Source organism: Roseateles sp. P1_C1_2 (genome assembly GCF_056406535.1).
Genome location: NZ_JBFUAB010000025.1, coordinates 1 through 26590 on the forward strand (window position 1 = coordinate 1; position 26590 = coordinate 26590).

General features: G+C 69.5%; 27 protein-coding genes. 11 read left to right on the forward strand and 16 right to left on the reverse strand.

Annotation, left to right across the window (positions count from 1 at the left end):
- The 3 genes from AC1D2H_RS22970 to AC1D2H_RS22980 form a co-directional block, all read right to left on the reverse strand.
- Nucleotides 1–1300, reverse strand: a 1300-nt coding sequence (locus AC1D2H_RS22970; protein ID WP_478012590.1) for an ATP-binding protein, incomplete at its 3' end; no start/stop codon positions are given.
- A complete protein-coding gene (locus AC1D2H_RS22975; RefSeq protein WP_477928280.1) occupies nt 1300–1986 on the reverse strand; it encodes a hypothetical protein in 687 nt (228 codons plus the stop codon). The genes AC1D2H_RS22975 and AC1D2H_RS22970, both read right to left, overlap by 1 nt.
- Nucleotides 1983–3287, reverse strand: a complete 1305-nt coding sequence (locus AC1D2H_RS22980; RefSeq protein ID WP_478012591.1) for a hypothetical protein — start codon at nt 3285–3287, stop codon at nt 1983–1985. Before AC1D2H_RS22980 ends, AC1D2H_RS22975 begins: the two co-directional genes overlap by 4 nt.
- Before the next feature lie 175 nt (nt 3288–3462).
- Between AC1D2H_RS22980 and AC1D2H_RS22985 the strand changes: the two genes are divergently transcribed.
- The 5 genes from AC1D2H_RS22985 (at nt 3463) to AC1D2H_RS23005 (ending at nt 6881) form a co-directional block, all read left to right on the forward strand.
- On the forward strand, nt 3463–4335 hold the full coding sequence (locus AC1D2H_RS22985) for an L-type lectin-domain containing protein (protein ID WP_478012592.1): 873 nt from the start codon (nt 3463–3465) through the stop codon (nt 4333–4335).
- A gap of 78 nt (nt 4336–4413) precedes the next feature.
- Nucleotides 4414–5214 carry a DODA-type extradiol aromatic ring-opening family dioxygenase gene (locus AC1D2H_RS22990; RefSeq protein WP_478012593.1) on the forward strand — a complete coding sequence of 267 codons (801 nt, stop codon included), beginning with the start codon at nt 4414–4416 and terminating at the stop codon, nt 5212–5214.
- A 70-nt stretch (nt 5215–5284) separates the two neighbouring features.
- Complete coding sequence (locus tag AC1D2H_RS22995) at nt 5285–5647, forward strand: hypothetical protein (RefSeq protein WP_478012594.1); 363 nt, start codon at nt 5285–5287, stop codon at nt 5645–5647.
- Nucleotides 5644–6174, forward strand: coding sequence for a MerR family transcriptional regulator (locus AC1D2H_RS23000; RefSeq protein WP_477928290.1), 531 nt, complete (start codon nt 5644–5646; stop codon nt 6172–6174). Before AC1D2H_RS22995 ends, AC1D2H_RS23000 begins: the two co-directional genes overlap by 4 nt.
- 32 nt (nt 6175–6206) lie before the next feature.
- A complete protein-coding gene (locus AC1D2H_RS23005) occupies nt 6207–6881 on the forward strand; it encodes a hypothetical protein (RefSeq protein WP_477928292.1) in 675 nt (224 codons plus the stop codon).
- On the opposite strand, the gene AC1D2H_RS23010 is transcribed toward AC1D2H_RS23005, so the two are convergent.
- The 3 genes from AC1D2H_RS23010 to AC1D2H_RS23020 form a co-directional block, all read right to left on the reverse strand.
- Complete coding sequence (locus AC1D2H_RS23010) at nt 6859–7455, reverse strand: DUF1294 domain-containing protein (protein WP_477928293.1); 597 nt, start codon at nt 7453–7455, stop codon at nt 6859–6861. The two genes, AC1D2H_RS23005 and AC1D2H_RS23010, sit on opposite strands and share 23 nt — an antisense overlap.
- A gap of 64 nt (nt 7456–7519) precedes the next feature.
- The gene (locus tag AC1D2H_RS23015; RefSeq protein WP_478012595.1) at nt 7520–9208 is read right to left on the reverse strand and encodes a DEAD/DEAH box helicase; all 1689 of its coding nucleotides are present in this window, start codon (nt 9206–9208) and stop codon (nt 7520–7522) included.
- Between the two features lie 355 nt (nt 9209–9563).
- The gene (locus AC1D2H_RS23020) at nt 9564–10388 is read right to left on the reverse strand and encodes a helix-turn-helix transcriptional regulator (protein WP_477928297.1); all 825 of its coding nucleotides are present in this window, start codon (nt 10386–10388) and stop codon (nt 9564–9566) included.
- 104 nt (nt 10389–10492) lie between these two features.
- On the opposite strand from AC1D2H_RS23020, the gene AC1D2H_RS23025 reads away from it, so the two are divergent.
- Nucleotides 10493–11380 carry an SDR family oxidoreductase gene (locus AC1D2H_RS23025; RefSeq protein WP_478012596.1) on the forward strand — a complete coding sequence of 296 codons (888 nt, stop codon included), beginning with the start codon at nt 10493–10495 and terminating at the stop codon, nt 11378–11380.
- Here the strand turns inward: AC1D2H_RS23025 and AC1D2H_RS23030 are convergent.
- Together AC1D2H_RS23030 and orn are read right to left on the reverse strand one after the other, a co-directional pair.
- Complete coding sequence (locus AC1D2H_RS23030; protein ID WP_478012597.1) at nt 11365–13122, reverse strand: bifunctional chorismate-binding protein/class IV aminotransferase; 1758 nt, start codon at nt 13120–13122, stop codon at nt 11365–11367. The two genes, AC1D2H_RS23025 and AC1D2H_RS23030, sit on opposite strands and share 16 nt — an antisense overlap.
- A 16-nt stretch (nt 13123–13138) precedes the next feature.
- Nucleotides 13139–13699 carry an oligoribonuclease gene (gene orn / locus AC1D2H_RS23035; RefSeq protein WP_477928303.1) on the reverse strand — a complete coding sequence of 187 codons (561 nt, stop codon included), beginning with the start codon at nt 13697–13699 and terminating at the stop codon, nt 13139–13141.
- Between the two features lie 51 nt (nt 13700–13750).
- Here orn and AC1D2H_RS23040 point away from each other — a divergent pair, with 51 nt between their 5' ends.
- The 4 genes from AC1D2H_RS23040 to AC1D2H_RS23055 are packed head-to-tail and all read left to right on the forward strand — an operon-like array spanning nt 13751 to nt 16954.
- A complete protein-coding gene (locus AC1D2H_RS23040; RefSeq protein ID WP_478012598.1) occupies nt 13751–15022 on the forward strand; it encodes a M48 family metallopeptidase in 1272 nt (423 codons plus the stop codon).
- Nucleotides 15019–15354 (forward strand): 4a-hydroxytetrahydrobiopterin dehydratase, encoded by a 336-nt coding sequence (locus AC1D2H_RS23045; protein WP_478012599.1) that lies wholly within the window; start codon nt 15019–15021, stop codon nt 15352–15354. The genes AC1D2H_RS23040 and AC1D2H_RS23045 overlap by 4 nt, the downstream gene beginning before the upstream one ends.
- Nucleotides 15309–16253 carry a ribosome small subunit-dependent GTPase A gene (rsgA, locus tag AC1D2H_RS23050; protein WP_478012639.1) on the forward strand — a complete coding sequence of 315 codons (945 nt, stop codon included), beginning with the start codon at nt 15309–15311 and terminating at the stop codon, nt 16251–16253. The genes AC1D2H_RS23045 and rsgA overlap by 46 nt, the downstream gene beginning before the upstream one ends.
- Nucleotides 16253–16954, forward strand: coding sequence for a DUF3047 domain-containing protein (locus tag AC1D2H_RS23055; protein WP_478012600.1), 702 nt, complete (start codon nt 16253–16255; stop codon nt 16952–16954). Before rsgA ends, AC1D2H_RS23055 begins: the two co-directional genes overlap by 1 nt.
- Nucleotides 16955–17173: 219 nt before the next feature.
- Here AC1D2H_RS23055 and AC1D2H_RS23060 read toward each other — a convergent pair whose 3' ends face one another.
- From AC1D2H_RS23060 to AC1D2H_RS23090, 7 genes are all read right to left on the reverse strand, one after another.
- The gene (locus AC1D2H_RS23060; protein WP_477928312.1) at nt 17174–17440 is read right to left on the reverse strand and encodes a hypothetical protein; all 267 of its coding nucleotides are present in this window, start codon (nt 17438–17440) and stop codon (nt 17174–17176) included.
- A 46-nt stretch (nt 17441–17486) separates the two neighbouring features.
- Complete coding sequence (locus tag AC1D2H_RS23065; protein WP_478012601.1) at nt 17487–18194, reverse strand: alpha/beta fold hydrolase; 708 nt, start codon at nt 18192–18194, stop codon at nt 17487–17489.
- Between the two features lie 10 nt (nt 18195–18204).
- Nucleotides 18205–18933 carry an SDR family oxidoreductase gene (locus AC1D2H_RS23070; protein WP_478012602.1) on the reverse strand — a complete coding sequence of 243 codons (729 nt, stop codon included), beginning with the start codon at nt 18931–18933 and terminating at the stop codon, nt 18205–18207.
- Nucleotides 18933–19889, reverse strand: a complete 957-nt coding sequence (locus AC1D2H_RS23075) for a CsgG/HfaB family protein (protein ID WP_477928317.1) — start codon at nt 19887–19889, stop codon at nt 18933–18935. Before AC1D2H_RS23075 ends, AC1D2H_RS23070 begins: the two co-directional genes overlap by 1 nt.
- A 95-nt stretch (nt 19890–19984) precedes the next feature.
- Nucleotides 19985–22345, reverse strand: a complete 2361-nt coding sequence (locus AC1D2H_RS23080) for a penicillin acylase family protein (RefSeq protein WP_478012603.1) — start codon at nt 22343–22345, stop codon at nt 19985–19987.
- Nucleotides 22345–23133, reverse strand: a complete 789-nt coding sequence (locus AC1D2H_RS23085) for an SDR family oxidoreductase (protein WP_478012604.1) — start codon at nt 23131–23133, stop codon at nt 22345–22347. The genes AC1D2H_RS23080 and AC1D2H_RS23085 overlap by 1 nt, the downstream gene beginning before the upstream one ends.
- 67 nt (nt 23134–23200) lie before the next feature.
- A complete protein-coding gene (locus tag AC1D2H_RS23090) occupies nt 23201–24316 on the reverse strand; it encodes an ABC transporter substrate-binding protein (RefSeq protein ID WP_477928323.1) in 1116 nt (371 codons plus the stop codon).
- Nucleotides 24317–24525: 209 nt separating this feature from the next.
- Between AC1D2H_RS23090 and AC1D2H_RS23095 the strand changes: the two genes are divergently transcribed.
- Nucleotides 24526–26145, forward strand: a complete 1620-nt coding sequence (locus AC1D2H_RS23095) for a sensor histidine kinase (RefSeq protein WP_478012605.1) — start codon at nt 24526–24528, stop codon at nt 26143–26145.
- Nucleotides 26146–26370: 225 nt separating this feature from the next.
- Here the strand turns inward: AC1D2H_RS23095 and AC1D2H_RS23100 are convergent, their stop codons facing one another.
- Nucleotides 26371–26571, reverse strand: coding sequence for a hypothetical protein (locus AC1D2H_RS23100; RefSeq protein WP_477928326.1), 201 nt, complete (start codon nt 26569–26571; stop codon nt 26371–26373).
- Nucleotides 26572–26590 lie beyond the last annotated feature (19 nt).

Sequence of the window (26590 nt, forward strand, 5' to 3'; positions counted from 1 at the left end):
GGCCCTCGGCAGCGGCGCGCCAGGTCTCGTCGGCGATGTCGATGCTGTCGGCAACGAGGTAATGGGCAATGCCGGCGTCATCCAGCGCGCGCTTCATCGGCGCGACTTCAGGCGGCGGCGGGGGCAGGCGCTTGCCGCTCAGCTCGCCGAGCTGGGTCTGGGCTCTCGCTGCCTTGTCGCTGGCGCGGGTGTAGTCGGCGCGCAGGCGCTCGCGCTCGCTGGCCAGCTCCTGCATCTTGGCCGTCAGCGCGGCGGCGTCGGCCTCGACGTCGGCCAGTGCCTTGAGTTCGTCCTCACGCTTGACCAGCGCTTCGGCCGGCCGCTCGGCTTCACGGGCGGCATCGAACGAAGCCCGCGCTTCGCGGCGCTCGCCGTCCAGCGCCTTCATGCGCTCCTTGGCCGTTTCCTGCGCGGTGAACAGGCCATGCAAGGCCGCGCGCTTCTCGCTCAGCGCCTTCGCGTCGCCCGAGGCGAACAGGCGCTGGCGGTGCAGCTCGCGCGCATCGCGGGTGATGCGCTCACGCGCCTCGCTCCAGCGCAGCACGGGCAGCACCTCGGTGGCCAGGCGTTCGCGCTCCTGGATCTTGAGCTGGTACTGGCGGTGGCTGTTGACGCGGTTGGCCAAGTCGCTGAGCTGGGCCTGGGTATGCGCCAGCTCGGCGCCGGCCTGCTCCACTTCCTTGCCCAGCTGCTGCTGGTGGCTGCGCGCCTGCTCATAGCGGTCCAGCACCTCCTGGTCGCCGAAGACCTCGAAGACGAGGCGCAGCAGTTCCTTGGGAGACAGCTCGCAAAGGCGGTCGGTCTGGCCCTGCTCCAGCGCCAGCACGCGGCCGATGGCGCGCGTCAGGCCAGCCGCTTCGAGCCGCTTCTTCCACGCCTCGATGCCCAGCCAGTCGCGGTCGCCGCGCTCGGCCAGTTGCTCGATCTCATGCACGCCGTCGAGGATGACGTAGCGGCGCACCCAGTCGCCGCCATGGCGTTCGATGCGGCAGGCCAGCGTGACCTGGTCGGCATACAGCAGCGACGACGCGAACGGCCGGCTGCTGTTCTGGCGCGAACGCGGGCGGTTGTCCACCAGCGCGCGCAGCCAGGCCGTCTCGGCGTTGGCGTGGCGGGCGTAGGTCTTGTAGGTGCGGCCGCCGGAACACTCCAGACCCAGCAGCGTGCGCATGGCGTCCAGCAGCGTGGTCTTGCCCGAGCCGTTGGGGCCGGCGATGGTGATGATGGCGCCGTCGAGCGGCAGCGTGACGCGCTGGCAGTAGTCCCAGTGCAGCAGTTCAAGCGATTGCAGGTGGAACATCAGTCGTCGAGTTCTTGTTGTTCTGCTTCTTCGGCGCGCGGCAGCGGATGGCCGGCGCGGGCCAGCACGTCGCCGAGCGCACCGTCGAGGATGCGGGGTGCCAGCAGGTCGTAGTCGATCAGCAGGTCCAGCAGCGGACCTTCGGCAATGTCCTCGCCGCGGCGCGTGACGAAGCCGTGGCGCTCCAGCAGCTTGAGGTTGGTGTCCAGGCGCAGCTTCTTGCCGAGCTGGTCACCGAAGTCGGCCAGCAGGCTGCGGTAGCTGATCAGCGGCGCGACGCTGGCGGCCTGCGGCATGGGTTTGTCGGTGGCGAAGAATTCGCCCTGGCCGGCATGGATGGCGTCGCTGCGGGCCACCTGGCGCTGGCGCTTGGGCAGGACGATGAGCGACCACAGCACGACGAGCAGCGCCACGCCGTCGCGCGGCAGGTCGAGGTTGTTGTTGGCGGCCAGGCCCATCTCGCCGAACACGGCGCTCTCGGCCGGGCGCAGCAGCGCGACCGAGATGTGGTCGGCATGCACGTTGTCCACCAGGCGCAGGCCCACGCCGGCCAGGCGGGCGCCGAGCTGGTTCCACAGCTCGGTGTCGATCAGCGCGCGGCGCACGAGGGGGTGGCTGCGCGGCAGCCAGCGGCGCGCGAGCAGCTGGGCCGCGAGTTGCGCGGAGTCGTCGAGGGCTTGGCTCATGAGGAAGAAGATTCAGGTGAGAGGACGCCGCGGCTCATCCATTTGACGAACTCGTCGTCGACGGGGCCTTGCTCGGCGGACCAGCGCACCGACCAGGGCTGGCGGGCCATGTCGCCGGTAGCGCCCTTGAGGTGGCGGGCCTGGGCATCGCCCAGCAGCGGCAGCAACTGGGCGCGGTAGGCAGCGCGGGCATAGCTGTCGCCCAGGATGGCCGGCGCCAGGTCGCGTTCCACGGGGTCGGCGGCGGCCCAGGTGGTCAGCAGGGCCTGCATCTGGTCCATGTCGGGCGGCAGCTGCATCACGGCCAGCTCGCCGGTCGGCGCGGCCTGGCCTTGCGGCAGCACGGCGGCTTCGGCAGGCTTGGGCCGGTCGCGCTCGAACTCGGCCTCGGCGGTGTCGACGAGGTCGTACTGGGCAACCAGCACCGGGTGCACCGGCCGTTCCCAGGCGCCATTCAGCAGGGTGGCCAGGTCGCCCTGGCTCTGCAGCCAGCGGCGCACATCGGTCGTCGTGATGCCGGTGGAGCCCAGCGTCACTCGCTGGCGGTCTGCCTGCTGCAGGGCTCGGTTGAACTGGCTGGCCATCGCCAGCAGCCGTGCCTGGGCCAGGCCCAGCTCGCGGGCCAGGCGCTCCAGGCGGGCGTCGCCGGCGGCCTCGGCCTGGGCAATGATGGCGCCGAGGGCTTCGCCGGCACGGTCCACCAGCGTCAACGCCTTCTCGAAACGGGTGCGGGCCCGACGCAAGGCGAACTCGCTGCCGCTGGCGATGGCGTCGGCGAACTCGTCGTAGAGCCGCGAGAGCTGGGCCAGCAGATGCTGCAGCTGGGCCGGCTGCAAGGTGCCGAGCTGGTGGGCGCCAGCGACGCCGGCCAGCAGCGAGGCCAGGTCGCCGTCGGGCGCCTGCTCCTGCGTCAGCGGCTGCAGCAGGCCGACGAGCTGCTGGGCCAGCGGCGTGACGGCATAAGTCTGGGCGGTGGCGTCCCAGGCCAGCAGCTCGGCCTCGCGCAGGCGCTTGAGCACGTTGTCCAGCACCTCGTCGCGCAGCACGTGGAAGGCCTGGTTCAGCGCCTCGCGGGTCAGGCGCGACTCGCGCAAGGCCATCAGCTCGAAGAACACCCACAGCCGCAGCCGGGTGACGCCCGCCGGGCCCTGGAACAGCGCCCGCAGCGCAACCTGCAAGGCGTCGTGTCGTTCGAGCTGCCACCACAGCAGCGCGTCCGCCGGCACGGCGCCGTCGCGGAAGTAGTCCTCCACGCGGTCGGGGCGCAGCGCGTCGTCGGTGTCCAGGGGTGATATCAGCATGGGGCGCGGATTATCGACGGCGCCTCAGATGCCTCTCGCCGCCGACAAACTAGGGGGTGTCGACGGCTTTGACAGCCACGCGACGTCGTCAGATGCCGTGGCAGCACCGCGCCCATGCAGCCGTCCCGATGGCACCGAACTTGCGTAGTCTCCTGCAACAACCGGAGGAGATGCCATGACCCGCCACTCGCTGCTCGCCATCGCTGCTTTAGCCCTGGCCGCGGCCGCGCCTCAGGCCCAGGCTGCCCTCGTCATCGACTACGCCAACTTCACTGGCGCCTGCGGCTCGACGCTGACCTGCGTCGGCGCTACGGCCCCCACCGGTGGCGGCGACCTGCGGTTGACGCCAGCGGCCGCCTTTGTCGGCGGCGCCGGTTACAGCACGACGGCCATCTCCCTCGGCGCCGGCGCGACCTTCAGCACCAGCTTCCAGTTCCGCATGAGCGAAGCCGGGGGTATCGACCCTGCCGACGGTTTCACCTTCGTGGTAGCCAAGGCCACTGCGGGCCTGGGCGGGCTGGGCGGCGGAATGGGCTACGCTGGCGTGGGCAACAGCGTCGCCATCGAGTTCGATACCTATGACAACGGCGAAGTAGGCGGCAGCAACCATGTGGCCGTGGACGTCAACGGTTCGCTGGCCAGCCTGGTGACGGCCTCGCCCTACGGCAACAGCAACTGCCACCTCGGCAACCACCTGGCGGCCGGCTGCATGAGCAACGGCAAGGTCTGGTCGGCCTTCGTCAACTACGACGGCACGACGCAGAAGCTCAACGTCAGCGTCCAGGAAGCCGGTTCTGCGCTGATTCAACTCATCACCGACTTCAGCATCGACATTTCCGGTGCCCTGGGCACCAACGACGCCTTCGTCGGCTTCACGGCCGCCACCGGCTCAGGTATCGAGAATCACGACATCCTGAACTGGCAACTGGCCAACGACACCTCCATCGTCGGCCCCGGCAACCGCCTGCCCGAGCCGGCCAGTCTGGCCCTCCTGAGCCTGGCCGGCGTTGCCGCCCTGGCCGCCAGCCGCCGTCGCCGCCAGGCCTGATCGACGTTCGAGTTTTGCGAATGCCGGCGTCAAGCCGGCTGAAACCAGGCCCGCTCAAGCGGGCCTACGCTTTGGGGCATGCAAAACACTCGCCTGCCCAGCTTCTTCCTGTCCCACGGCGGTGGCCCTTGGCCCTTCATGGACGGTGACTATCGCCGCGCCCACGCCAAGCTGGAAGCTTCGCTGCAAGCCTTGCCCGCCACGCTGCCGGCCAAGCCGAAGGCCATCCTGATGCTGTCGGCCCACTGGGAAGAGGCCGCCTTCACGGTCATGACCTCGCCAGCGCCCGGCATGCTCTACGACTACGGCGGCTTCCCGGCCCACACCTACGAGGTGGTCTATCCGGCCCCCGGTGACCCGGTGTTGGCCGAACGCGTCGTCGCGCTGATCCAGGCGGCCGGCCTGCCCGCCGCACGCGACGCCCAGCGCGGCTTCGACCATGGCGCCTTCTGCACGCTGGTGCCCATGTACCCGGACGCCGACGTGCCCGTCGTGCAGCTGTCGCTCAAGCGCGGCCTGAACCCGGCCGAGCACCTTGCCCTGGGCCGGGCGCTGGCACCGCTGCGCGACGAAGGCGTCCTCATCCTCGGCAGCGGCTTCAGCTTCCACAACCTGCGCCTCTACGGCGCGGCGGGCCGCGAACCGTCGGTCGCTTTCGACGCCTGGCTGCAGGCCGCCGTGCCCTCGCCGGACGGCCGCGCCGAGCGCCTGCAGGCCTGGGCCCAGGCCCCCGCCGCCCGCCTCGCCCATCCGCGCGAAGAACACCTGCTGCCGCTGATGGTGGCGGCCGGCGCCGCCGAGGGCGAAGCCGGCGCCTGCAGCTATCACGAGACGGAGTTCATGGGCGGCGTGACCGCGTCCAGCTTCCGCTTCGGCTAGGGCGGGAATGCGCTTGACCTGACGACTGCCGTCACCCTGAGGCTGATGGCTTTTCCCTTCTGGAGAGGCCATGACAGACGAAACCTTCCTGGCAGCCATCGCCAGCGGCGCACTGCCCGCCAGCGACTTCGGCCATCTGCAGCATCTGCGGCTGGCCAGGTTGCATCTACAAAGCGCGCCGCTGGAGGTCGCCATCGAGCGCACCTGCGCCGACATCGCCCGCTTCGCGGCCCACCATGGCGCCCAAGCCAAGTTCCACCGCACCATCACCGAGGCCCTGCTGCGGCTGATGGCAGCCCACGGTCCCAACGATGCGGCCCTGCTGGACGACGCGAGGGGTCTGTTGGCGCGCCACTATTCGCCGACACTGTTGGCCAGCCCGGAGGCGCGGTTGCGCTTCCTTCCACCCGACCTGCTGCCCCTGCCCGCATGAGCCCGCCACTGACGCTCGGTCGCCTGGCCCGCGCCACCGGCCTGGCGCGCTCCTCACTGCTGCATTACGAAGCCCTGGGGCTGCTGAAGCCACTCGCCCGCAGCGAGAGTGGCTATCGGCTCTATGGCGAGGCCGAGGTGCAGCGGCTGCAGGCCATCCGCCGCTACCGCGACGCCGGCCTGTCCCTGCAGGCCATCCAGCAGCTGCTGTCCCGCCCCGCTGCCGGCGGGCCTGCCGCCCTGCTGGAGCAACGCCTGCTCGCGCTGAGCGACGAGGTGCAGCGACTGCGCGAGCAGCAGCAGGAACTGGCCCGGCTGCTCGCCATGCCGGAATTCCATGCACGCCGAAAGGCCCGCGGCAAGGTCGACTGGGTCGCGCTGCTGCGCCAGGCCGGCTTCAGCGACGCGGACATGCGCCGCTGGCACGCTGGCTTCGAGACTGCGGCGCCCGACCAGCACGAGGCTTTCCTGAACTCACTCGGGCTGTCGCCGGCGGAAGTCGCTGCGATTCGTCAAGCGGCTGCGTGATTGCGAGCCGCGGCGTCCGCGACACTGGGGCCATGAGAAACGCGCTGATAGCCCAACTCGTCGCCTGCCATCGCGAAGGCGGCCAGCTCAAAGCCGCCGACTGGGTCGACGCCGTCCGCGACGAAGCCGACGCCTACGCAGTGCAGGACGGCGTCGCGCTGGCCCTGGGTTGGCGCTTCGACCGCTGGAAGTCCGGCGGTGCCAGCGCTCAGGGGCCGTTCAGCCATTCGCCCGTGAATCCCGTGGCGGGCACGGCCCTGCTGGGCGTCGAGGCCGAAGTGGCGCTGCACGTCAACGCGGATGGCGCGCCCGAAGCCATGTGCATCGCCGTGGAACTGGTCGCCTCGCGCTGGGAAGAAGGGCTGGACGCGCCAGCCCTGCTGCGCATGGCCGATCACCAGTCCAATGCCGGCCTGCTGCTCGGCGCCTGGCAGCCCTTTCGCACACTGGACTGGGGCCAGCTCGAATGGCGCCTGGCCCTGGAAGGCCAGCCCGACATCGTCCGCCGCGGTGGCCATTCTCTGAACTACCCGGCCGGCGTGCTGCCCGCGTGGTTCCGTCATGCCACGCGAAACGGCGCCACTGTCGCTGCGGGAACCGTCGTGACGACGGGCGCCTGGGGTGGCCTGCATGCCCTCACCGGCCCGGCCCACGGCAGCCTCGTCATCGAGGGCCTGGGCGAACTCAGCTTTTCAGCAGCGGCGTGAAGACCGCGGCGAAGGCCGCGATGTTGATGACGACCGTCGCCCAGTAGAGGCGCCGGAACGCCGGCTTCACGCTCTTGTGGCGCAGCACCTGCTGGGCCAGCAGCGCCCCCGGCCAACCGCAGGCCAGGGACAGCCCGTGCAGCGTGTTCTCGCCCACACGCCAGTCACCGCGCCGGGCGGCACGCTTGTCGAGCGCATAGACGATGAAGGTCGCCATGCTCATGGCGGAGTAGAGGCCCCAGAGCCAGTTGGGCACACCCCACAGCAGGTGCACGGTGAGCACAAAGCCGGCAAAGGCCGGCACCAGCAGCAACACCCGGCCGCGATCACGCGGCGTGGCGGGCGGCGGTGGCGCCTTGATGGGCCGCACGGCCAGTGCGCGCGGCTTGCCCTGGGCGTCACGGCCCGTCTGGAAGCTCAACCTCTCGCCCACCACCGGCCGCTGCGGGCGGGCCGCAAAGGCCTGGATGTGCACGAAGAGGCGGGCCGCGCCGCCATCGGGCGCGATGAAGCCATAGCCCTTGGCGTCGTCCCACTGGACGAGGGTGCCGGTCTGTCTGTCGCTGGAGCTCATCATGAAAAAAGGGCCCGCACAGCGGGCCCTCCATCATCGCCGGGCGGCAACTGCCGCCGCGGGATCAGCGGCCGAAGCCACCCTTGCGCGGGCCACTCGGCGGACGGCGGTCGCCGAAGGCCGGCTTGGCACCGAAGCTGGGCTTGGCGCCCGGCTGGAAGGGGCGATCGCCGCGCGGTGCGAAACCACGGTCGTCACGGGGCGCGAAGCCGCGGTCTTCACGCGGCTGGAAGCCACGCTCGTCGCGGTTGGCAAAACCACGGTCATCACGCGGCTGGAAGCCACGGTCTTCACGGGGTTGGAAACCACGCTCGTCACGCGGCTGGAAGGCCGGGGCGTCGCCACGCGGTGCGAAACCACGCTGGTCGCCACGCGGGGCGAAGCCGCGGTCGTCACGGGGCGCGAAGCCACGGTCCTGGCCGCCGGCACCATGATTGAAAGGCTTGCCACCACCATGGAAGGGGCGGCCACCGTCTTCACGACGGAAGGGCTTGTTGCCGAAGCTCGGACGGCCACCGCCGAAGTTGCCACGCGGGCCACGGTCGTCGAAGCTGCCAGCCGGACGCGGCGGGAAGATGCGCGGCTCTTGCGTCTTGGGCTCGAGGCCTTCGATTTGCTGCACCGGAATCGTCTGCGTCGTGAACTGCTGGATGCGGCGGATCATGGACACGTCGTCGCGCAGGCCCAGCGTGATGGCCAGACCCTGGCGACCGGCACGGCCGGTGCGGCCGATGCGGTGGACATAGTCCTCGGCCTTCATCGGCAGGCCGTAGTTGATGACGTGGCTGATGGTCGGCACGTCGATGCCGCGGGCGGCGACGTCGGTGGCCACCAGCACGCGCACCTGCTTGCTGCGCAGGGCCTGCAGCACGCGGTTGCGCTTGCCTTGGGGCATGGCGCCGTGCAGCGGGGCGACCGAGTGGCCGATCTCGGCCAGGCGCTCGGACAGCCAGTCGGCGTCACGCTGGGTGCTGGTGAACACAACGGCCTGCTCCATTTCCGGCAGCGCCAGGATGGATTCCAGCAGCTGGTCCTTGTGATGGGGGTTGTCAGCCCAGTGCAGGCGCTGTTCGATGTTCTCGTGCGTGTCGGTGTGGTTGGCAACCTCGATGCGCTGCGGATCCTTCAACAGGTTCTGCGCAAGGCGGCCGACGTGGCCAGCGAAGGTGGCGCTGAACATCACCGTCTGACGCTCGGCCGGCGTGTTGCCAGCGATCATCGTGATGTCGTCGATGAAACCCATGTCCAGCATGCGGTCGGCTTCGTCCAGCACCAGCATCTCGACATTGCCCAGCACGCACTTGCCGGAATTGATGTGGTCGATCAGGCGGCCGGGGGTCGCGATCAGGATGTCCAGGGGGCCAGTCAGCTGGCGGATCTGCAGCGGGTAAGGCATGCCGCCCAGCACCGTCGCGACCTTCAGGCCGGGAATGAAGCGACCGTAGGTCTGTGCAGCCTTGGCGACCTGCATGGCCAGCTCACGGGTGGGAGCCAGCACCAGGATCTTGGGGCCGTAGATCTTGCCCTTTTCGCGCCGCTTGCTGTCGTCACCGCGGGCGGCCAGGATCTTTTCCAGCGCCGGCAGGATGAAGGCAGCGGTCTTGCCCGAGCCGGTGCGCGCCGAGACCATCAAGTCCTTGTTGGCGATGGCAGCGGGGATGGCGAGCGTCTGCACGTCGGTGGCGTTCTCGTAGCCGGAATCTTTCACGGCCTTCAGGACCACTTCGTTCAGGCCCAGGGTATCGAAACTCATGTCGTTCTTTCAGTCAAAGCCCATCCATGCCGCCCGGAAAACAGTGAGGGCAGACACGCGGGCGCTGAACAGACCATGCCGTTCAGCAGTCAAAGTCGCTGGGAGAAAGCTCGTGTCGGGCGGCTCGGGCTGCTGGTTGCAGTCGGGTGCGGCACGGGGGAACAGTCAAAGCGACGGCTTCATCGCCGCCGACCGATCCACGAGGGGTGTTCGAGAAGCCGTATGAACTACGGGCCGAACGAGGTCAGAGGAGACGTACGAAGCTCGGTTGGAACCGAGCGAAGCTGCGACTGTAGCACAGATCAGGGTTTTCACGGAACTCACCCCTGAAGTGCGGGTGTGCGATCCGGCACGCTTACCGGGCCAACAGTTGGCGCACGCGCGCTTCATCGGCCGGTGTGGCCGGGTGGTAGACGATCATCGTCAGGTCCGGCCGGCCTTCCACGGCCAGGCCGCTGTATTCCAGTGAGATCGGCCCGGCCACCGGATGGTGGATCTGCTTGGCCGCCTCGCCGTAGTTGCCGCGCACGTCCAGCTCCGCCCACATCGCGGCGAACTCGGCGTTGACGGCACTCAGCTCGCTCACCAGCGCCTGCACCGCCGCCGTCGCGCCGGCCCGCGCGGCATCGGCGCGGAAAGCAGCGACGACGAAGCGCGCGTCCTGCGCCCAATTGGGCATGCGCAGGCGCGCGGCGGGGTTGGCGAAGATGTGGCGCAGGATGTTGCGCCGCTCGGGGGGCATGGCTGAGTAGTCGTTCAGCACGGCCGCGCAGGCGCGGTTCCAGGCAACGACATCCCAGGTCGGCGTGCGGATCACCGCCGGGCAGTATTCGAGCGCATCCAGCACGCGTTGCAGCCGCGGCGGCACGTCGGTCGCGGCCTGGTAGCGCACTTCGGGCGGGCGGTTCTGCGCCAGCAGGAAGAGGTGCTCGCGCTCCACGCTGCTCAACTGCAGCGCGCCGGCCAGGCGCTCCAGCACTTCGGTGGACGGCGCGCCGCCGCGGCCCTGCTCCAGCCAGGTGTACCAGGTGGGGCTCACATGGGCGCGCTGTGCCACCTCCTCGCGGCGCAGGCCCGGCGTGCGCCGGCGCGCCAGCGGCAGGCCCAGCGCGACCGGGTCCAGGCGCGCGCGACGTTCCTTCAGGTAGCGGCCCAGCGGGTTGTCTTCGACGACAGACATCGTGATCCTGTTAGTGGCAATACCGGTATGCGCTCACGGCTTCACGCCAGCAGGCGGCGCCGCGACAGTGGCGCCACTTCCACTGTTTCGCAAGGACCTTTCCCATGCATGTGTTCGTGACGGGCGCGACCGGCTTCATCGGCTCGGCCATTGTGCAAGAACTGCTTTCCCACGGTCACCGCGTGACGGGCCTGGCGCGCTCGGACGCTGCCGCTGAAACCCTCGCCGCAGCAGGCGCCGCAGCCCACCGCGGCGATCTGATTGATCTCGACAGCCTGAGGCGCGGCGCGGCGGCGGCCGACGCCGTCATCCACACCGCGTTCAACCACGACTTCTCCCGCTTCGCCGCCAGCTGCGAGGATGACCGCGGCGTCATCACGGCGCTGGGCGACGCGCTGGCAGGCAGCGACCGGCGCCTCGTCGTCACCTCGGGCACGGCCCTGGTGGCCGGCAAGCCGCTCGCGACGGAGACGGACGCGCCTTCCAGCCATCATCCCCGCGCCGCCTCCGAACAAGCCGCGGCGGCCCTGGCCGAGCGCGGCGTGAATGTCAGCGTCGTGCGCCTGCCGCCCTCGGTTCACGGCGAGGGTGATCATGGCTTTGTGCCGCTGCTCATCACCCTTGCGCGCCAAAAGGGCCTGGCCGCTTTCGTGGGCGAGGGGCGCAACCGCTGGCCCGCGGTGCACCGGCTGGATGCCGCCGCCCTGTTCCGCCTCGTGGCCGAACAGGGCCGGGGTGGCGTGAGCTATCACGGCGCCGCCGAAACCGGCCTGCCCTTCGCCGATCTCACGGCCACCATCGGCCGGCGCCTGGGCCTGCCGGTCCAGGGCCTGACGGGCGAGGCCGCGGCGGCCCATTTCGGCTGGTTCCAGCATTTCGCCGCCATGGACAACCCCTGCAGCAGCGAGTGGACGCAGCGCGAACTGGGCTGGCAACCGCGTCGCACCGGCCTGCTGGCCGATGTGGACCAGCCGGGCTATTTCAGCAACTGAGCCGGCAGCCAGCCGCGCAGGCTGTTGAAGAAGGCCAGGCCTGAGGCGCGGGCCAGGTCGTCGCGCGTCAGCCGCGCCTCCTGGACGCGGCCCTGGGCCAGCAACTCGGCGCGCAACACGCCGGGCAGCAGGCCGGCCGCCAGCGGCGGGGTCAGCCAGCGACCGTCGAGTTGCAGGGCGAGGTTGCCGAAACTGCATTCGGTCAGCTCGCCGGCCTCGTTCCAGAGGATGAGGTCAAAGGCTTCGGCCGGCTTGGCCAAGGCATACAGCTCACGACGCGTGGTCTTGTGGGCCAGGTATTCGGCGCGTGGGCCGCGCGTCGGGATGGGGCGGTCCGCCAGCGCCAGGCGCACCGGCTCGGCCGTGGGCGTGAAGGCGGTGAGCGTGTGTGCGACGCGGCCTTCGGCATCGCAGGTCAGGCGCAGCCGCCAACTGCCTTGCGCATGGGCCTCGGCCACGGCCTTCAGATGCGCCCGCGCCTCGGCCAGCGAAAAACGCAGGCCGAAATGACGCGCCGTGCGCTGCATGCGGGCCAGGTGCGCTTCGCCACGGAGGGCCACACCGGCTTCGAGGCGCAGCGTCTCCAGCGCCTCGACGGGCGCTTCGGCGCGCGCCAGGAAGCGCGACTTGGCCCGCCATTCGGCGATCTCGGCGGCGGGCTCGCTGTCCAGCGTGATCGCGCTGCCGATGCCGCAAGTGAGGGCGTCGCCGTGGAACTCGACCGTGCGGATGGGCACATTGAAGGTCGCGACGCCGCCGGGCTGGATCAGCCCCAGCGCACCGCAGTACCAGCCCCGCGCCTTCGGCTCCAGCTCGCGGATGATCTGCATCGCACGGATCTTGGGGGCGCCGGTCACCGAGCCGCAGGGGAAGAGCGCCGCGAACGCGTCCGCCAGCGTCAGCCCGCCGCGGCTGACAGCGGTCACGGTGGACGTCATCTGCCAGACCGTCGGCAGCGCATGCAGCTCGAACAGCCGCGGCACGCGCACCGTGCCGAGCTGGGCGACGCGGCTGAGGTCGTTGCGCAGCAGGTCCACGATCATCAGGTTCTCGGCGCGCTCCTTTTCGCTGGTGCGCAAATGCGCCTGGGCGGCCTCGTCGTCGACGCGGTCGCGGCCGCGCGGCGCCGTGCCCTTCATGGGCTGGGCGGCGAGCAGCCAGCTCGCCTTGGCACCGGGCACGGGGCGCCAGTCGAAGAAGAGCTCCGGCGACACGCTGGCGGCGCCCGCTTCGCGCAGAAACAGGCTGAAGCCACCCGGCTGGCTGGCGTGCAGGGCCAGGAAGAGCTGCTCGGGGTCCAGTGCGCCGGCCGCCGCACGCAGCCGCGTCGTCAGGTTGACCTGATAGCAGTCGCCGTCGCGGATATAGCTACGGATGCGCTCGATGGCGGCCGTCGCGTCGGGCTCAGCATCCTGCCAGCCGAGCAGGCCGGTGTGGGCCGGCGGCAGCTCCGGCCAGGGCTCGGGCGCCGTGTCGTAGACGGCGAACTCGACCAGGAGTGCGCTGGYCGGATGGGTGGCGAGGGCCTTGTCGAAAGCAGCCGCCGCCTCGTAGCGCAGGCCGCCCAGCACCCAGGCGCCGGCGCGCGCGGCGGCCTCGGCTTCGGCGATGACACCGACGACCTCGTCGAGCCGCCCTGCCCTCAGCCAGCGCGCCGGCGGCTGCCCCCAGCAGCCACGCAGGCGCTCGCCGTCCTCGCGGGCCAGCGGGTGGCGGGGGAAGTCGAAAGCGGCGTGCAGCAAGCGCCGTGCAGGCCGATCAGGCCAGGTTCAGGAAGTGGGTGCGGTAGTGCACCAGCTCGTCGATGGACTCGTGGATGTCGGCCATGGCCGTATGCGCCTGGGCCTTCTTGAAGCCCTCCAGCGCCGCCGGCTTCCAGCGCTTGGCCAGCTCCTTCAGCGTGGAGACATCGAGGTTGCGGTAGTGGAAGAAGCTTTCCAGCTCCGGCATGTAGTTGGCGAGGAAGCGCCGGTCCTGGCAGATGCTGTTGCCAGCCATCGGGCTCTTGCCCTTGGGCACGTATTGCTTCAGGAAGGCGATCGTCTGGGCGGCGGCTTCCGCTTCGGAGATCGTGGACGCCTTGACGCGGTCGATGAGGCCGCTCCTGCCGTGGGTGCCCTTGTTCCAGGCATCCATGGCGTCCAGCGTCGCGTCGCTCTGGTGGACGGCGAAGACCGGACCCTCGACGCGCTTTTCGAGGTTGGCGTCGGTGACGACGACGGCGATCTCGATGATGCGGTCGGTGTCGGGATAGAGCCCCGTCATTTCGAGGTCGATCCAGATCAGGTTGTTTTCGCTGAGGGCAAGGGTGTCGGACATGGTGGGCTCTCTCTGAAGAGGCGGAATTCTCGCAGCCTAAACTTGAGGCTTATGTCTCCATTGCTGTTGTCCCTTGCTTTTGCGCTCGCGCTGGCCGCCTCGACCCTCGTCAAATTCTGGCTGTCCTCGCGGCAGATCCGCCATGTCGCCGCCCACCGCGACCAGGTGCCGGCGGCCTTCGCCGGCAGCGTGACGCTGGCGGCCCATCAGAAGGCGGCGGACTACACCGTTGCCCGCAGCCGCTTCGGCCTGCTCGCGCTGGCCTTCAATGCGGCCGTGCTGCTGGGCTGGACGCTGCTGGGCGGCCTGAACGCGCTCAATGGCTGGATCCTCGCCGCCAGCAGCACCCTGCCCGAGGCCTGGCAAGGCATGGGCTACCAGCTCGCCCTGGTCGCCGCCTTCGTGCTGGCCGGGTCGCTGCTGGACCTGCCCTGGGAGCTGTGGTCGACCTTCCGCCTCGAACAGGCCTTCGGCTTCAACCGCACGACGCTCAGGCTCTTCTTCGCCGACATGGCCAAGGGCCTGGCCGTCGGCGTGCTGATGGGGCTGCCCATCGTGGCCCTCATCCTGTGGCTGATGGGTGCCGCCGGACCACGCTGGTGGCTGTGGGCCTGGGGCGCGTGGATGGGCTTCAACCTCCTCATCATGGTCATCTACCCGACCGTCATCGCCCCGCTGTTCAACAAGTTCGAGCCGCTGACGGACCTGGCGCTCAAGGACCGCGTCGAGAAGCTGATGGCCCGCTGCGGCTTTGCGGCCAAGGGCCTGTTCGTCATGGACGGCAGCCGCCGCTCGGCGCATGGCAATGCCTACTTCAGCGGCTTCGGCCCGGCCAAGCGCGTCGTCTTCTTCGACACCCTGCTGGCCAAGCTCAACACTGGCGAGGTCGAGGCGGTGCTGGCCCATGAGCTGGGCCACTTCAAGCACAAGCACATCACCAAGCGCATCGTGTTGATGTTCGCCATGAGCCTGGCCGGCTTCGCGCTGCTGGGCTGGCTGATGCAGCAGCCGGCCTTCTACCTGGGCCTGGGTGCGACACCGAATCTCGCGGCGCCCAACGACGCACTGGCCCTGATCCTCTTCCTGATCGCCGGCCCGGTGTTCGGCTTCTTCGTCACGCCCCTGGCCAGCCACTTCTCGCGCCGCGACGAGTTCCAGGCCGATGCCTATGCCCGCGCCCAGGCCAGCGGCGCCGACCTGTCCTCGGCACTGCTCAAGCTGCACGAGGACAATGCGGGCACGCTGACGCCCGACCCGGTCTACGCCCGCTTCTACTACTCCCACCCACCGGCCGCTGAGAGGCTTGCCGCACTCGCCGCATGAACGATTTGCTGCTCGCCCAATGTGACCCCAAGGCCCCGCTGATGGATGCCGACACGCGCAGCCGCGTGCTGGCCCAACTGCCCGGCTGGCTGCCCGATGCCGAGAACAAGGTGATCGGACGCCGCTTCGGCTTCGCGAACTTCTACCAGACCATGGCCTTTGTCGACGCCGTCGCCGAGATCGCGCATGCCCAGGACCATCACCCCGAGATGCTGGTCGGCTATGACGCCTGCACCGTCAGCTTCACCACGCATTCGCGGGGCGGGTTGACCTTGAACGACGCCATCTGTGCCGCGCAGGTGAGTGCCCTGCCCGAAGCGACCGGTACATGAGCAAATTCCAGGCGCTGGACCTGGGACTTGTCGTGCGCGGCCACGGCCGCCACTACATCGTCGAGGACGCCGACGGCAAGCGCTTCGTCTGCCATCCACGCGGCAAGAAAAGCGACGCGGTGGTTGGCGACCAGGTGCGCTTTGCGGATTCTGGCGACGAGGGTGTCATCGAAGCCGTCGAGCCGCGTCGCAATCTGCTGTTCCGCCAGGACGAGTGGAAGACCAAGAGCTTCGCGGCCAATCTCGACCAGTTGCTGGTGCTCGTCGCCGTCGAGCCGGTGTTCAGCGAAAGCCAGCTCACGCGCTCGCTGATCGCGGCCGAGTCCGCCGGCATCAGCATGGCCATCGCGCTGAACAAGACCGACCTGCCGGGCACCGATTCGGCTCGCGAGCGCCTCGCGCCCTATCGTGCGATGGGCCTGAAGATGTTCGAGGTCGCGCTGAAGGCCGACCCCGAGGGCTCCCGCGCGACGCTGGCGCCCTGGCTGGCCGGCCAGCGCACCTTCGTGCTCGGCCCCAGCGGCACAGGCAAGAGCACGCTGATCAATCTGCTGGTGAAAGATGCCAAGGCCCAGATTGGCGAGATCTCGCAGGCCCTGAACTCCGGCCGCCACACGACGACGACGACGCAGTGGTACTGGACCGATGACACGCGCACGACGGCGCTGATCGACTCACCCGGCTTCCAGGAATTCGGCCTGCGCCAGATCATTGCTTCGGACCTTTGGCGCTACATGCCCGATCTGCGCGAGCACGCCAACTGCCGCTTCGCCAACTGCAGCCACATTCACGAGCCCGACTGCGGCGTGCGCGCGGCCGTGCAGGCGGGGCAGATCAGCGCCAGCCGCTACCGCATCTACGGCGAAATCCTCGAAGAACTGCAGCGCAAGACCTGGTGATGCGCAGACCACTCCTGCTCTGCGCCCTCGCCGCGCTGGTCGGCTGCGCCTCGACCGTCTCGCCCCCACCGGCCGCCCAAGGCTGGCAGCCCCTGGCGCTGCCCGGCAAGAAACCGACGCTGTACAGCTGGACGGAGAAGGACGGCCGCCCCGCGCTGGAAGCAGCGTCGGACCGCTCGGCCAGCATCTGGCGCAAGCGCCTGGATCAGGCGCAGCCCCAGGTCGGCGAGGTCAGCTTCTCGTGGTGGGTACAGAGCCTCATCCCGGGCGCCAATGTCGCCGACATCGACCACGAGGATGCCGTCGCCCGCGTCATCTTCGGCTTCGGCGGCGACATCGACAAACTGCCCTTGCGCACGCGCATGAAGTTCGAGCTCGCCCAGGCCCTGACCGGCGAAATGCCGCCCTATGCGACGCTGATGTATGTCTGGGACAGCAAGCTGCCGGTGGGCACCGTCGTCGTCAACCCGCGCAGCGACCGCATCCGCAAGATCGTGGTCGACTCCGGTCCGGCCGAACTGCGCCGCTGGCGCGACCACCGCCGCGACCTCGCCGCCGACTTCCGCCTGGCCTTCGGTGAGACCCCCGGGCCGCTGACGTCGATGGCCGTCATGACCGACAGCGACAACAGCCGCGCGTCGGCGCGCACCTGGTATGGGCCCGTCGAACTGGAAGCCCCTCGCTCGCTCCCGCCACGCTGAACGCGGGCGAGCCCGATCGGTCTTTGCAGACCGCGCTGCGGCATGTGCCGCAGCTCTTCGGCAGGCACATGACGCCCACTGGGCGCAATGTGTCCGGCCTCAGCCCCCGAGGGGACGGCGATGCTCGCGGCATTGAGCCGCGAGCACATCGCCACAGGCGGGCCGGCTAGGGAGCGGCCCGGCGCTCGGCCCGCAAACTCAGTCCAAGCAATGCCGAATTCAGCGCTGCTCGGGCGAGCGCAGCGACAGCGGTGCTGCATCCGGCACTTCACGTGCCTCGATGTCGACCACATCTCCCGCCGGCTGGCGGCGCTGGGCCCAGGGGTTCTTGTTGACGCGGAACTGCAGATTGGGCTTGCGGCCGGTCAGCAGGCTGAAGAGCAGGAAGGCCAGGAAGGCCAGCACGGCGATCAGGAACAGGCCGAGGCCGATGAGGGCACCGGCGGCGATCATCAGCAGGCGGAGTAGCGGGCGGAACAGCGACATGGCTCTATTCTGAACGCTCGGCGCTCCATCGTCGCCGTGACGATCGTCACCCGTCAGACGCCTCATTGCCGCGCGCCAAAAACGCCAACAAGGCGGCGGCCGCAGCCTTGGGAGAGGCTTGCAACAGCCCATGGGGACCCTCAAGGCTAACCACCTGGAGAGCAGGCAACAACCGGCGAATCTCGGCGCCCGCATGGGGCGGCACGAGGAGATCCTGCCGCGCCTGCAGGTAAAGCACGGGACACCGCAATTGCGCGAGCAGCGGCATGACGTTGACCGCCATCACCGCCTTGAGCCGGGCGCGAAGCACTGCGGCCGGCAAAGCCGAGAGGGCTTGCGTGAGCAACAGGCGCGACTCGGAAGGTGCCTGCGCACCCAGCATCACGCGTGACGAGAGTGCCGCCGGCATGAATGCGGGCGAAGGCAAACTGCCTGTCAGACCACCGAGCCAGGAAAGCCCCGGGCGAGGGTTGCGAGCAAAGCTGCTGCACAGGATCAGCGCCTGTACACGCGGACCCAACTCGCTCGCCAACTGGATGGCGACAGGCCCTGAGAAGGACTCGCCGAGCAGCACCAACAGCCCGTCGGGCGGCAGTGCCGTTCGCGCCAGCGAGGTCAAGGCTTCATATCCCAGCCGGGCATCCGCCGGATAGCCCACCACGATCACCCGCCAATCGGCAGGCAGTTCGCGAACGAAGGGTTGAAACAGCTTGCCGGTGCCGTCCATTCCGGGCAGCAGCACCAGCGTCGTCATGGACAAGCCGTCAACCGCGCCCGACAAAAGGCATGTTCGTCGCCATGACCGTCATCGTCTGCACATTGGCGGACAGCGGCAGGCCGGCCATGTAGACGACGGCGCGGGCGACGTCCTGGACGTCCATGCGGGGCTCGACCGCCAGCGAGCCATTGGCCTGGGGCACGCCGCGCGTCATCTTCTCGGTCATCTCGGTGGCGGCATTGCCGATGTCGATCTGGCCGGCCGCAATGTCGAAGGCACGGCCGTCCAGGCTCAGCGATCGGGTCAGGCCCGTGATCGCATGCTTGGTGGACGTGTAGGGCACCGTGTTCGGCCGCGGCGCATGGGCCGAGATGGAGCCGTTGTTGATGATGCGGCCGCCGCGCGGCGACTGCGACTTCATCAGCGCGAAGGCGGCGCGGGCGCAGAGGAAGCTGCCGGTCAGGTTGGTGTCGACCACCGCCCGCCACTGGGCCACCGTCAGCTCGTCGATGGGCACGGCGGGCGCGGAGATGCCGGCGTTGTTGAACAGCAGGTCGAGACGACCGAAGCGCTCGCGCAGCGTCGCAAAGGCGGCATCGACCTGGGCCTCGTCGCAGACGTCGGTCGGCAGGGCCAAGGCGTCCGGCAGGGTCTCGCGCAGGGCCGCCTCGCGGCGGCCCATCAGCGCCAGCGTCCAGCCTTCAGCGGCCAGCGCGCGGGCCACGGCCCGGCCGATGCCGGAGCCGGCACCGGTGACGAGAGCGACCTTCGTCATCAGCGGCCCGTCGGCGAGACGAGGCTGCGCTGCACCCAGCCGCTGAAGTTGGCGGCATCGACCTTGACGAAGCCATCCTTGACCTCGCCGGTCGCGACGAGTTCGTCGCTGCGGTTCAGCGTCGCGACAACCTTGCTGTCGCGCGACGGCGCGGCATAGGCCTTCACATTGGAGATCTTGGCCACCAGCATCTGGCCGGCCGGCACGGGCGCACCGGCCTGTGTGGAGGCGCCCGCATTGGCGTCGCCCGCGGCGCTGCCGGTGCGGATCAGGCTCTGCTGGTCGCGGATGGTCAGCACGATCTTGTTGTAGTTGTCGAGCAGGCTGGCCGCGATGAGCTTGCCCTCGGGCGTGCTGGTGTAGCCGCCCGCGGCACCGACCAGGCCACCACCATAGCCCCAGCCACCGATGGAGAAGTCGGTCTTGGTAGCCTTGCCTTCGGCGGCCGCGACCTGGATGCTGGAACGCACGTCGGCGATCAGCAGGCTGGTGGTGGCTTCCTTGAACTTCAGGCCGCCGGCGATCGAGCTGATGGCGCCCAGCTTGCCACCCAGCAAGCCGCCGAGGGCACCGCCGACGCCGCCGGTATTGCTGGCGGGGATCAACACATTGGGCGTCATGACGAAGTCGGCCGCCTGCATCTGGCCCTTGCCGATATTGGATTCCTGGCGCATCTCACCGGCCGCCGCCAGGTTGCGCTCCTGCTGGATGTTCTGCATGGCCTGGCCGCGTTCGACAACGTCGAAGCAGCCCGATTGCTGCACCATCATGCGCAGCAGCGCCGCGGGCGAGCCCAGGCCGTAGTGCGACAGGTGGTTCCAGCCATGCTGAGGCTCGGCCACAGCCAGCACGCCGAGCTTCTTAGGGCATTTCTCGACATTGGAGCCAGCGTCCTGCGCCTGGGCGGCCACCGCGGCCAGAGCCAGCACGGTCATGCTGAGAATCTTGTTGTTCATCGTGAACCTCGCGTCGTCGTTATCGGATGGCCAGGATTGTGCCCAGCGCTTGGCCCTCGCGGCGTCCCCATTCCGCTGGAACGGGGTCACCTGGATCAGGGTCTTAATACCAGGCGATGGGTCGTCTCCCCGGGCAGGAAGGGCAGCGGCTCGCCGGCCAGCCAGGCGGCATGGTCGCCGCGGTAGAAAGGCGACATCGGGTGGCCGCTCTGGCCGCCCGGGATGACGAGGATGCCGCTCTCCTCATGCCCGGGCGAGACCACCATGCGCTCGCTCTGGCCGTGACCGTGGTTGTGCACGCGCGGCATGTGGCTGTCGCCGGCCATGCCCTGGGAGGCCTGGTCGAGCCAGCCGGACAGCAAGGGCACGGCGGCGCTCAGCGGATGGCGCATGCTGGTGGCGTTGTCGGCGCCCCAGGTGGCCGCGGCCAGGCTGCCGTATTTGCCGATCAGCTCCTTGCGGCTGTCCAGCACGGCACGCTGCAGCAGCTCGGGCCAGCTCTTGAAGGCGGCCGGCAGGGTGTCGGGCCGCGCGGCCTGGATCAGCGCCCAGCCGGGCGTCTCGGGAACCAGCTTGAGGTCGGACAGCTTCAGCCCCTGGGCTTCGAGCAGGCCGGCCAGCGGGTCGAACAGGGATTTCAGCGCCTGCAGCCGGAAGGAGCGCACCAGCAGATAACCCACGGCGTCGGGCTTGGCCGCGTCGGCGCTCTTCTCGACCTCGATGCGGTAGTCCGCCAGGCCGTTGGCGGTGACGAAGTCGGGCGTCAGCACCTGCTCCAGCAGCAGCTTGCGCCAGTGCTGGTGGAAGAGCGCGCGGTGGTCGAGCTGGACGGCGTGCAGGCCGGCCTCGTCGAATTTATCCTGGGCACGCAGGCCGTCGCGGATCTGCATGCCGCGGGCACCGAGGTCGTAGCCGCCGTTGCCCAGCGTCTTGAGCGCGTCGCCACCCACCATGCGGGCATTGGCCGTCCACAGCCGCCCGTCGACGGGGTCGACGATGCGCGGCTGCTCGGCCGCGGTCAGATAGCCCTGCCAGCGCGAGCGGCCATCGCTCCAGTCCTGCGGCCGGTCCAGGTCGTCGGCAGCAACACGCTTGGGCATGGCGCCAATGACGGTCCAGGCGATGCGCCCAGCGGCGTCGGCCACGAGCAGGTTCTGCGCCGGCAWGCCGGCGCCCGCCGCCAGCTGCACGGCCTCGTCGACATTGCCGGCCGTCTCCATGTGCATCAGGCGCAGATTCATGCCTTCGCGGTCATGGGCCACCCAGCGCAGCGCATAGGCCTGGCCGGCAGGCGCCTTCTGGGGCATCACGGGGCCCCATTCGCTTTCCAGCACCACGTGATCGACGGCCGCCTCACCGGCGACCTCGATGCGCTCGACGGCGCGCTGCAGCGGTTTCTCGGCGCCGCCCACTGCGTAATGCGTGCCGCCCGCGTTGAGCTTGAGCGTGATCACGTCGGCCCAGTCGGAAGTCGTGTTCGTGAAGCCCCAGGCCACATGGCCGTTGCTGCCGACGACGAGCAGCGGCGCGCCGGGCAAGGTCACGCCGGCCACGTCATGGCTGCCGGCGGTGTCCTTCCATTTCATGCGCGCCTTGAACCAGGTGCCGGGCGTGCGCAGGCCCAGGTGCATGTCGTCGGCCAGGATGGCCCGCCCGCTGGCGCCATGCGTGGCGGCAACCGCGAAGTTGTTGCTGCCGAGGTCGCGCGCGTCACGCAGGCTGCAGTCGCTGCAGGCCGTCTTGGCGGCGCTCAGGGCCGGCGGCAGCGGGCCGGCCGGCAGCGGCACCGCGGCCACGCGGCTGTCGTCCATCGCGGCCTGCCAGTCGGCGCTGTGCTGGGTCAGGAAGGCATACCAGTCGGCCGGCACCGCCTCGTGCAGCAGGCCGGTGGCGACGTCGTCGCGCCCCTGGGAGCCCTGCAGGTCCAGGTACATGCCATAGGCGACGAGGACGGTGTCGGCCGCCACCCAGGGCTGGGGCTGCTGGCGCAGCAGCAGGTATTCGGGCGGGCGGGCCGAAAGGCCGGCCAGCCCCGCGTTCACACCGCTCACATAGGCGTCCAGCAGCGCGCGCTCGTCGGCGGCCAAGGCCGCGATGCCGGCCTCTGCACGATGGCGGAAGCGGTGCAGGCGGCGTGACTTGTCCAGCGGCAGCGCCTTGGGCCCGACGATGGCCGACAGCTCACCGGCGGCGTTGCGGCGCATCAGGTCCATCTGGAAGAAGCGTTCCTGGGCGTGCACGAAACCCAGGGCGCGGGCCACGTCCATGCGGTTCTCGGCCGTGATGGTCAGGTAGCCGCGCGCATCGCGCTGCAGTTCGGCCGGTGCGCTGAGGGCAGCGACCGCACGCTCGCCGTCGAGCTGGGCGAGACTGCCGCGCAGCGCCAACCAGATCGTCAAGGCAAGCAGCAGGATGAGGACCAGCAGGCCGACGAGGACGCGCTTGAGCCAGACCATCAGAAGGTTCCCGGGTAGTTGCCGCCATCCAGCAGGATGTTCTGGCCGGTCAGATAGCCGGCCTGGGCGCTGCACAGCATGGCGCAGATGGCACCGAACTCGGCCGCCGTGCCGAAGCGCTGGGCCGGGATGCTCGAGCGCCGCTTGGCGGCCACATCGTCGACCGACTGCCCGGCCTTGGCGGCGCCGGCGGCCAGCGTCTTCTTCAGCCGGTCGGTGTCGAAGGCACCGGGCAGCAGGTTGTTGAGGGTGACATTGGCGCCGGCCAGGCGCGGCTGGCGGGCGAGGCCGGCGACGAAGCCGGTCAGGCCCGAGCGCGCGCCATTGGAGAGGCCGAGCACGTCGATGGGCGCCTTCACGGCGCCCGAGGTGATGTTGACGACACGGCCGAAACCGCGCGCGGCCATGCCGTCAACCGTGGCCTTGATCAGCTCGATGGGGGCCAGCATGTTGGCGTCCAGCGCGGCGATCCACTGCTCGCGGCCCCAGTCGCGGAAGTCCCCGGGCGGCGGGCCACCGGCGTTGTTGATGAGGATGTCGACCCGCGGGCAGACGGCCAGGGCCGCCGCACGGCCTTCAGGCGTCGCGATGTCACCGGCCACCGCGCGCACTTCGACGTCGGGGTTCAGCACCCGCAGCGCGTCGGCCGTGGCCAGCAGGTCGGCCTCGCCGCGCGCCGTGATGACGACGTTGACGCCCTCCCCCACCAGCGCTTCGGCGCAGCCGCGCCCCAACCCTTTGCTCGCCGCGCAGACGAGGGCCCAGTGGCCTTTCAATCCCAGATCCATGTCAGCCCTCCGACGCAGCGAAAGACCACATCATCGCGCGGCCGCGTGCCGGCGTTGCGCGCCGGTCCTAACGCCAGAACTTGCCGTCAGGCCCGACGATGGACACGTCGGTGAACTCCAGGCCGCTGTGGTCCTTCTCGGAGTAGTGCACCTGCAGGCCGCCAATGTCGATGCGCGCGCCTTCGAGCGCCTTGGTGAAGGCCTCGCGACCGATGTCCTTGCCATTGGCGCGCTTGATGGTCTCGACGACGAGCTTGGCAGCCGCAAAGCCTTCCAGCTGGGCCGGCGTCAGCTCGCCGCGGCCGGCCGCCTTGGCCAGGCCCAGGGCCTCGCGCACCAGCGGGTTGGAGGTGGAGCGCTCATAGGGGAAGAGCTGCGTCACGACGATGCCGCGGGCGTTCTCGCCGAGCTGCTTCACGAAGTCGCTGGAGGCATTGTTGGACAGCGTCGCGACATGGGCCGTCGAGCCCGCGGCGCGCAGCGCATTGACGCCCTCGACGACGGCATAGGCCGGGCCGATGAAGACGATGGCCTCGATGCCGGCCTTGGCGATGGCCTGCATCGTCGGCGCGAGTTCGGGCTTGTTGCGGTCGAAGCGCAGATGGGACAGCGCCCGCAGCTTCATGTCGTCCAGGCCCTTGATGGCGCCCTTGCCGGCGTCGTTGCCGAAGGGGTCGTTGACCTGCACGATGGTGATGCGCTTGACGCCGATGCCGGCCAAGTGCCTGACGGCACGCTCGGCCTCCTTCTGGTAGCTGGCGCGCAGGTGGTAGACCCAGGGCTGGACGGGGTCGCGCAGGCTGGCCGCACCGGTGGCCGGTGCGATCAGCGGCAGCTTGTTCTCCTTCAGCACCGGCAGCAAGGCCTCGGTCGGGCCGGTGCCGCGGCTGAGCATCAAGGCCAGCACGCCCTGGCTGGCCAGGGACTTGGCCGCTGCCACGGTGGCGGCCGGGTCGTATTTGTCGTCCTGCGTGAGCAGCTCGATGTTCTGGCCCTTGATGCCGCCCTGGGCATTGACCGAATCGAAATACAGCTTCGCGCCCTCGGCGCTCTCCTGCACGATGCCGGAGACCGGGCCGGTAAAACCGGCCACCATGCCAATGCGCAGCGTGCTCTGCGCAAACGCGCCATTCGTACTGATACAGGCAGCGAACAAGGCCGCCAGGCCAACCCAACGCTTCACTGTTTTTCTCCAGGCCAAGCGCCCACAGGGGCGCGTTATGGCCGCGGATTGTGGGGCCAGCCCCCCCGCCCCCAGCAGCCCCCCTGCCCCAGGAAAAACCCGGGCTTCACCGGGTTCGAATGCGCAATTGCACCGCTTTTGCCGGGCCTACACTCTGGCCGCCTCTGCGCCACCGCCGCGCCACCCCCGCGCCTCGCCCGCGCCCGCCCATGCCGGAAAGCCCATTGCCGCCGCCCGTTGCCCTGCCCCGTACGCCCTCACCTGCGTTGGGTTGGCAGCGCAGTTCCCTGACCTTCGCCGTCGTGCTGGCCCTGCTGCTGGGCCTGCTGCTGCCGACGACCGGCGTGCTGCTCTACGACGGCCAGAAGACCCGCGCCACGGCGATGGAGGACCTCAAGCGCGACCTCGCGCGCGCCACCGAGGTGATGGCCCTGTCGCTGGCCGAGCCGGTCTGGCAGGTCTCGCCCGACCTGGCCGACCCCATGGTCAAGGCGCAGATGGACGACCCGCGCTTCGTGTCCGTGCAGGTCGTCGAACCGGCGTCGTCGGCGCCCTTCCTGTCGCAGCAGCGTGCCGGTGAACCGGGCGACGGCGACCTGGTGCTCAGCCAGACCCGGCCCATCCAGCGCGACGGCCGCGAGATCGCCAAGCTGACGGTGCGCATGAGTGCCGCGCCGCTGCTGCAGGCCAAGCAGGCCGAAGTCTGGCGCACGGTGTGGCGCAGCGTGCTGACGCTGACGCTGTCGCTGGTGCTGATGCTGTGGGTGCTGCAGCGCTATGTGATGCGGCCCATGACCGAGCTCACCGGCGCTGCAGAAGCCCTGGCGGCCGGCCGGCTGGAGCAGCCGCTGCGCGTGGCGGGCGCCGATGAGATCGCACGCGTCGGCGTGGCCATGGAGCGCATGCGCCAGGCCCTGCTGTCGGCCTTCGAGGCGCTGCGCCAGCACAACGTCAACCTGGAAGAGACCGTCACCCAGCGCACGGCCGAATTGACGGCCAGCAATGCCGAGTTGTCCGAGGCGCTGGAAACCTTGCAGAAGGCGCAGCGCGAACTGGTCGAGTCGGAGAAGCTCGCGTCGCTGGGCCGGCTGGTGGCCGGCGTCGCTCATGAGCTGAACACGCCGCTGGGCAATGCGCTGACCGTCGTGTCGGCGCTCGACGACCGCTACAAGCAGCTCGAGCTCATGCTGACCGGTGGCGTGCAATTGCGCCGCAGCACGCTGGAGGAACTGGCGCGCGACACGCGGCGGGGCCAGGACATCCTGCAGCGCAATGTGCAGAAGGCGGCCGACCTGGTGCGCGACTTCAAGCAGGTGGCCATCGACCAGACCAACGACATGCGGCGCGACTTCGACCTGGCCAAGGTCGTCGAGGACGTCATGGTCATGGTGGAGCCGAGCTTCAAGCACACACCCTTCGTCATCGACACCGAGCTCTGCCACGGCCTGGTGATGAACAGCTACCCCGGCKCGCTGGGCCAGGTGTTGACCAATCTGCTGATGAATGCGCTGCTGCACGGCTTTGACAGCGCGGAGCAGGGCCGCGTCAAGGTCTATTGCGCGCGCCTGGACGACGAGCAGGTCGAGCTCACGGTGACCGACGACGGCCGCGGCATGGACGAGTCCGTGCGGCGGCGCATCTTCGACCCCTTCTTCACGACCAAGCTCGGCACCGGCGGCTCGGGCCTGGGCATGCACATCGTGCACAGCATCGTGACCAATGTGCTGGGCGGCCAGATCGAGGTGCGCTCCTCGCCAGGCCAGGGCACGCAGATGCTGATGCGCCTGCCGCTGATGGCGCCTCAGCGCGCCGGCACCGAGACTCAATGACGGCCCCTCGCCCAAACTCGCGTCGCTGAACGCGAGCGCGTCTGGTCGGTCTTGCAGACCGCGCAGCCGGCAGAGCGGCTGCTCTTCGGCAGGCAGGACGAGTTCACAGGACTCGCCGTGTCCGGCCTCAGCCCCCGAGGGGACGGCGATGCTTGCGGCATCGAGCCGCAATCACATCGCCAGTGCGGGCCTGCTCGGGAGCGGCCCAGCGCTTGGCCCGAAAAGTCAGTTGGACGCTGCGGAAGCAGGCGCCGAAGCGCCATCGACCGCAGCCACGGCAGCTGAGGCGGCCGAAGCCGCCGGTTCATGGGCACCCGCCGCCACGTCATGCTTCTCGCCGCTCAGGTCGATATTGCCGCCGCTCTTCATCAGGATGAACAACGCCAGCGCGGCAAAGGCGATGAAGCCAACGATCAATTTCCACATGCTCGGGTCTCCGGGGGTT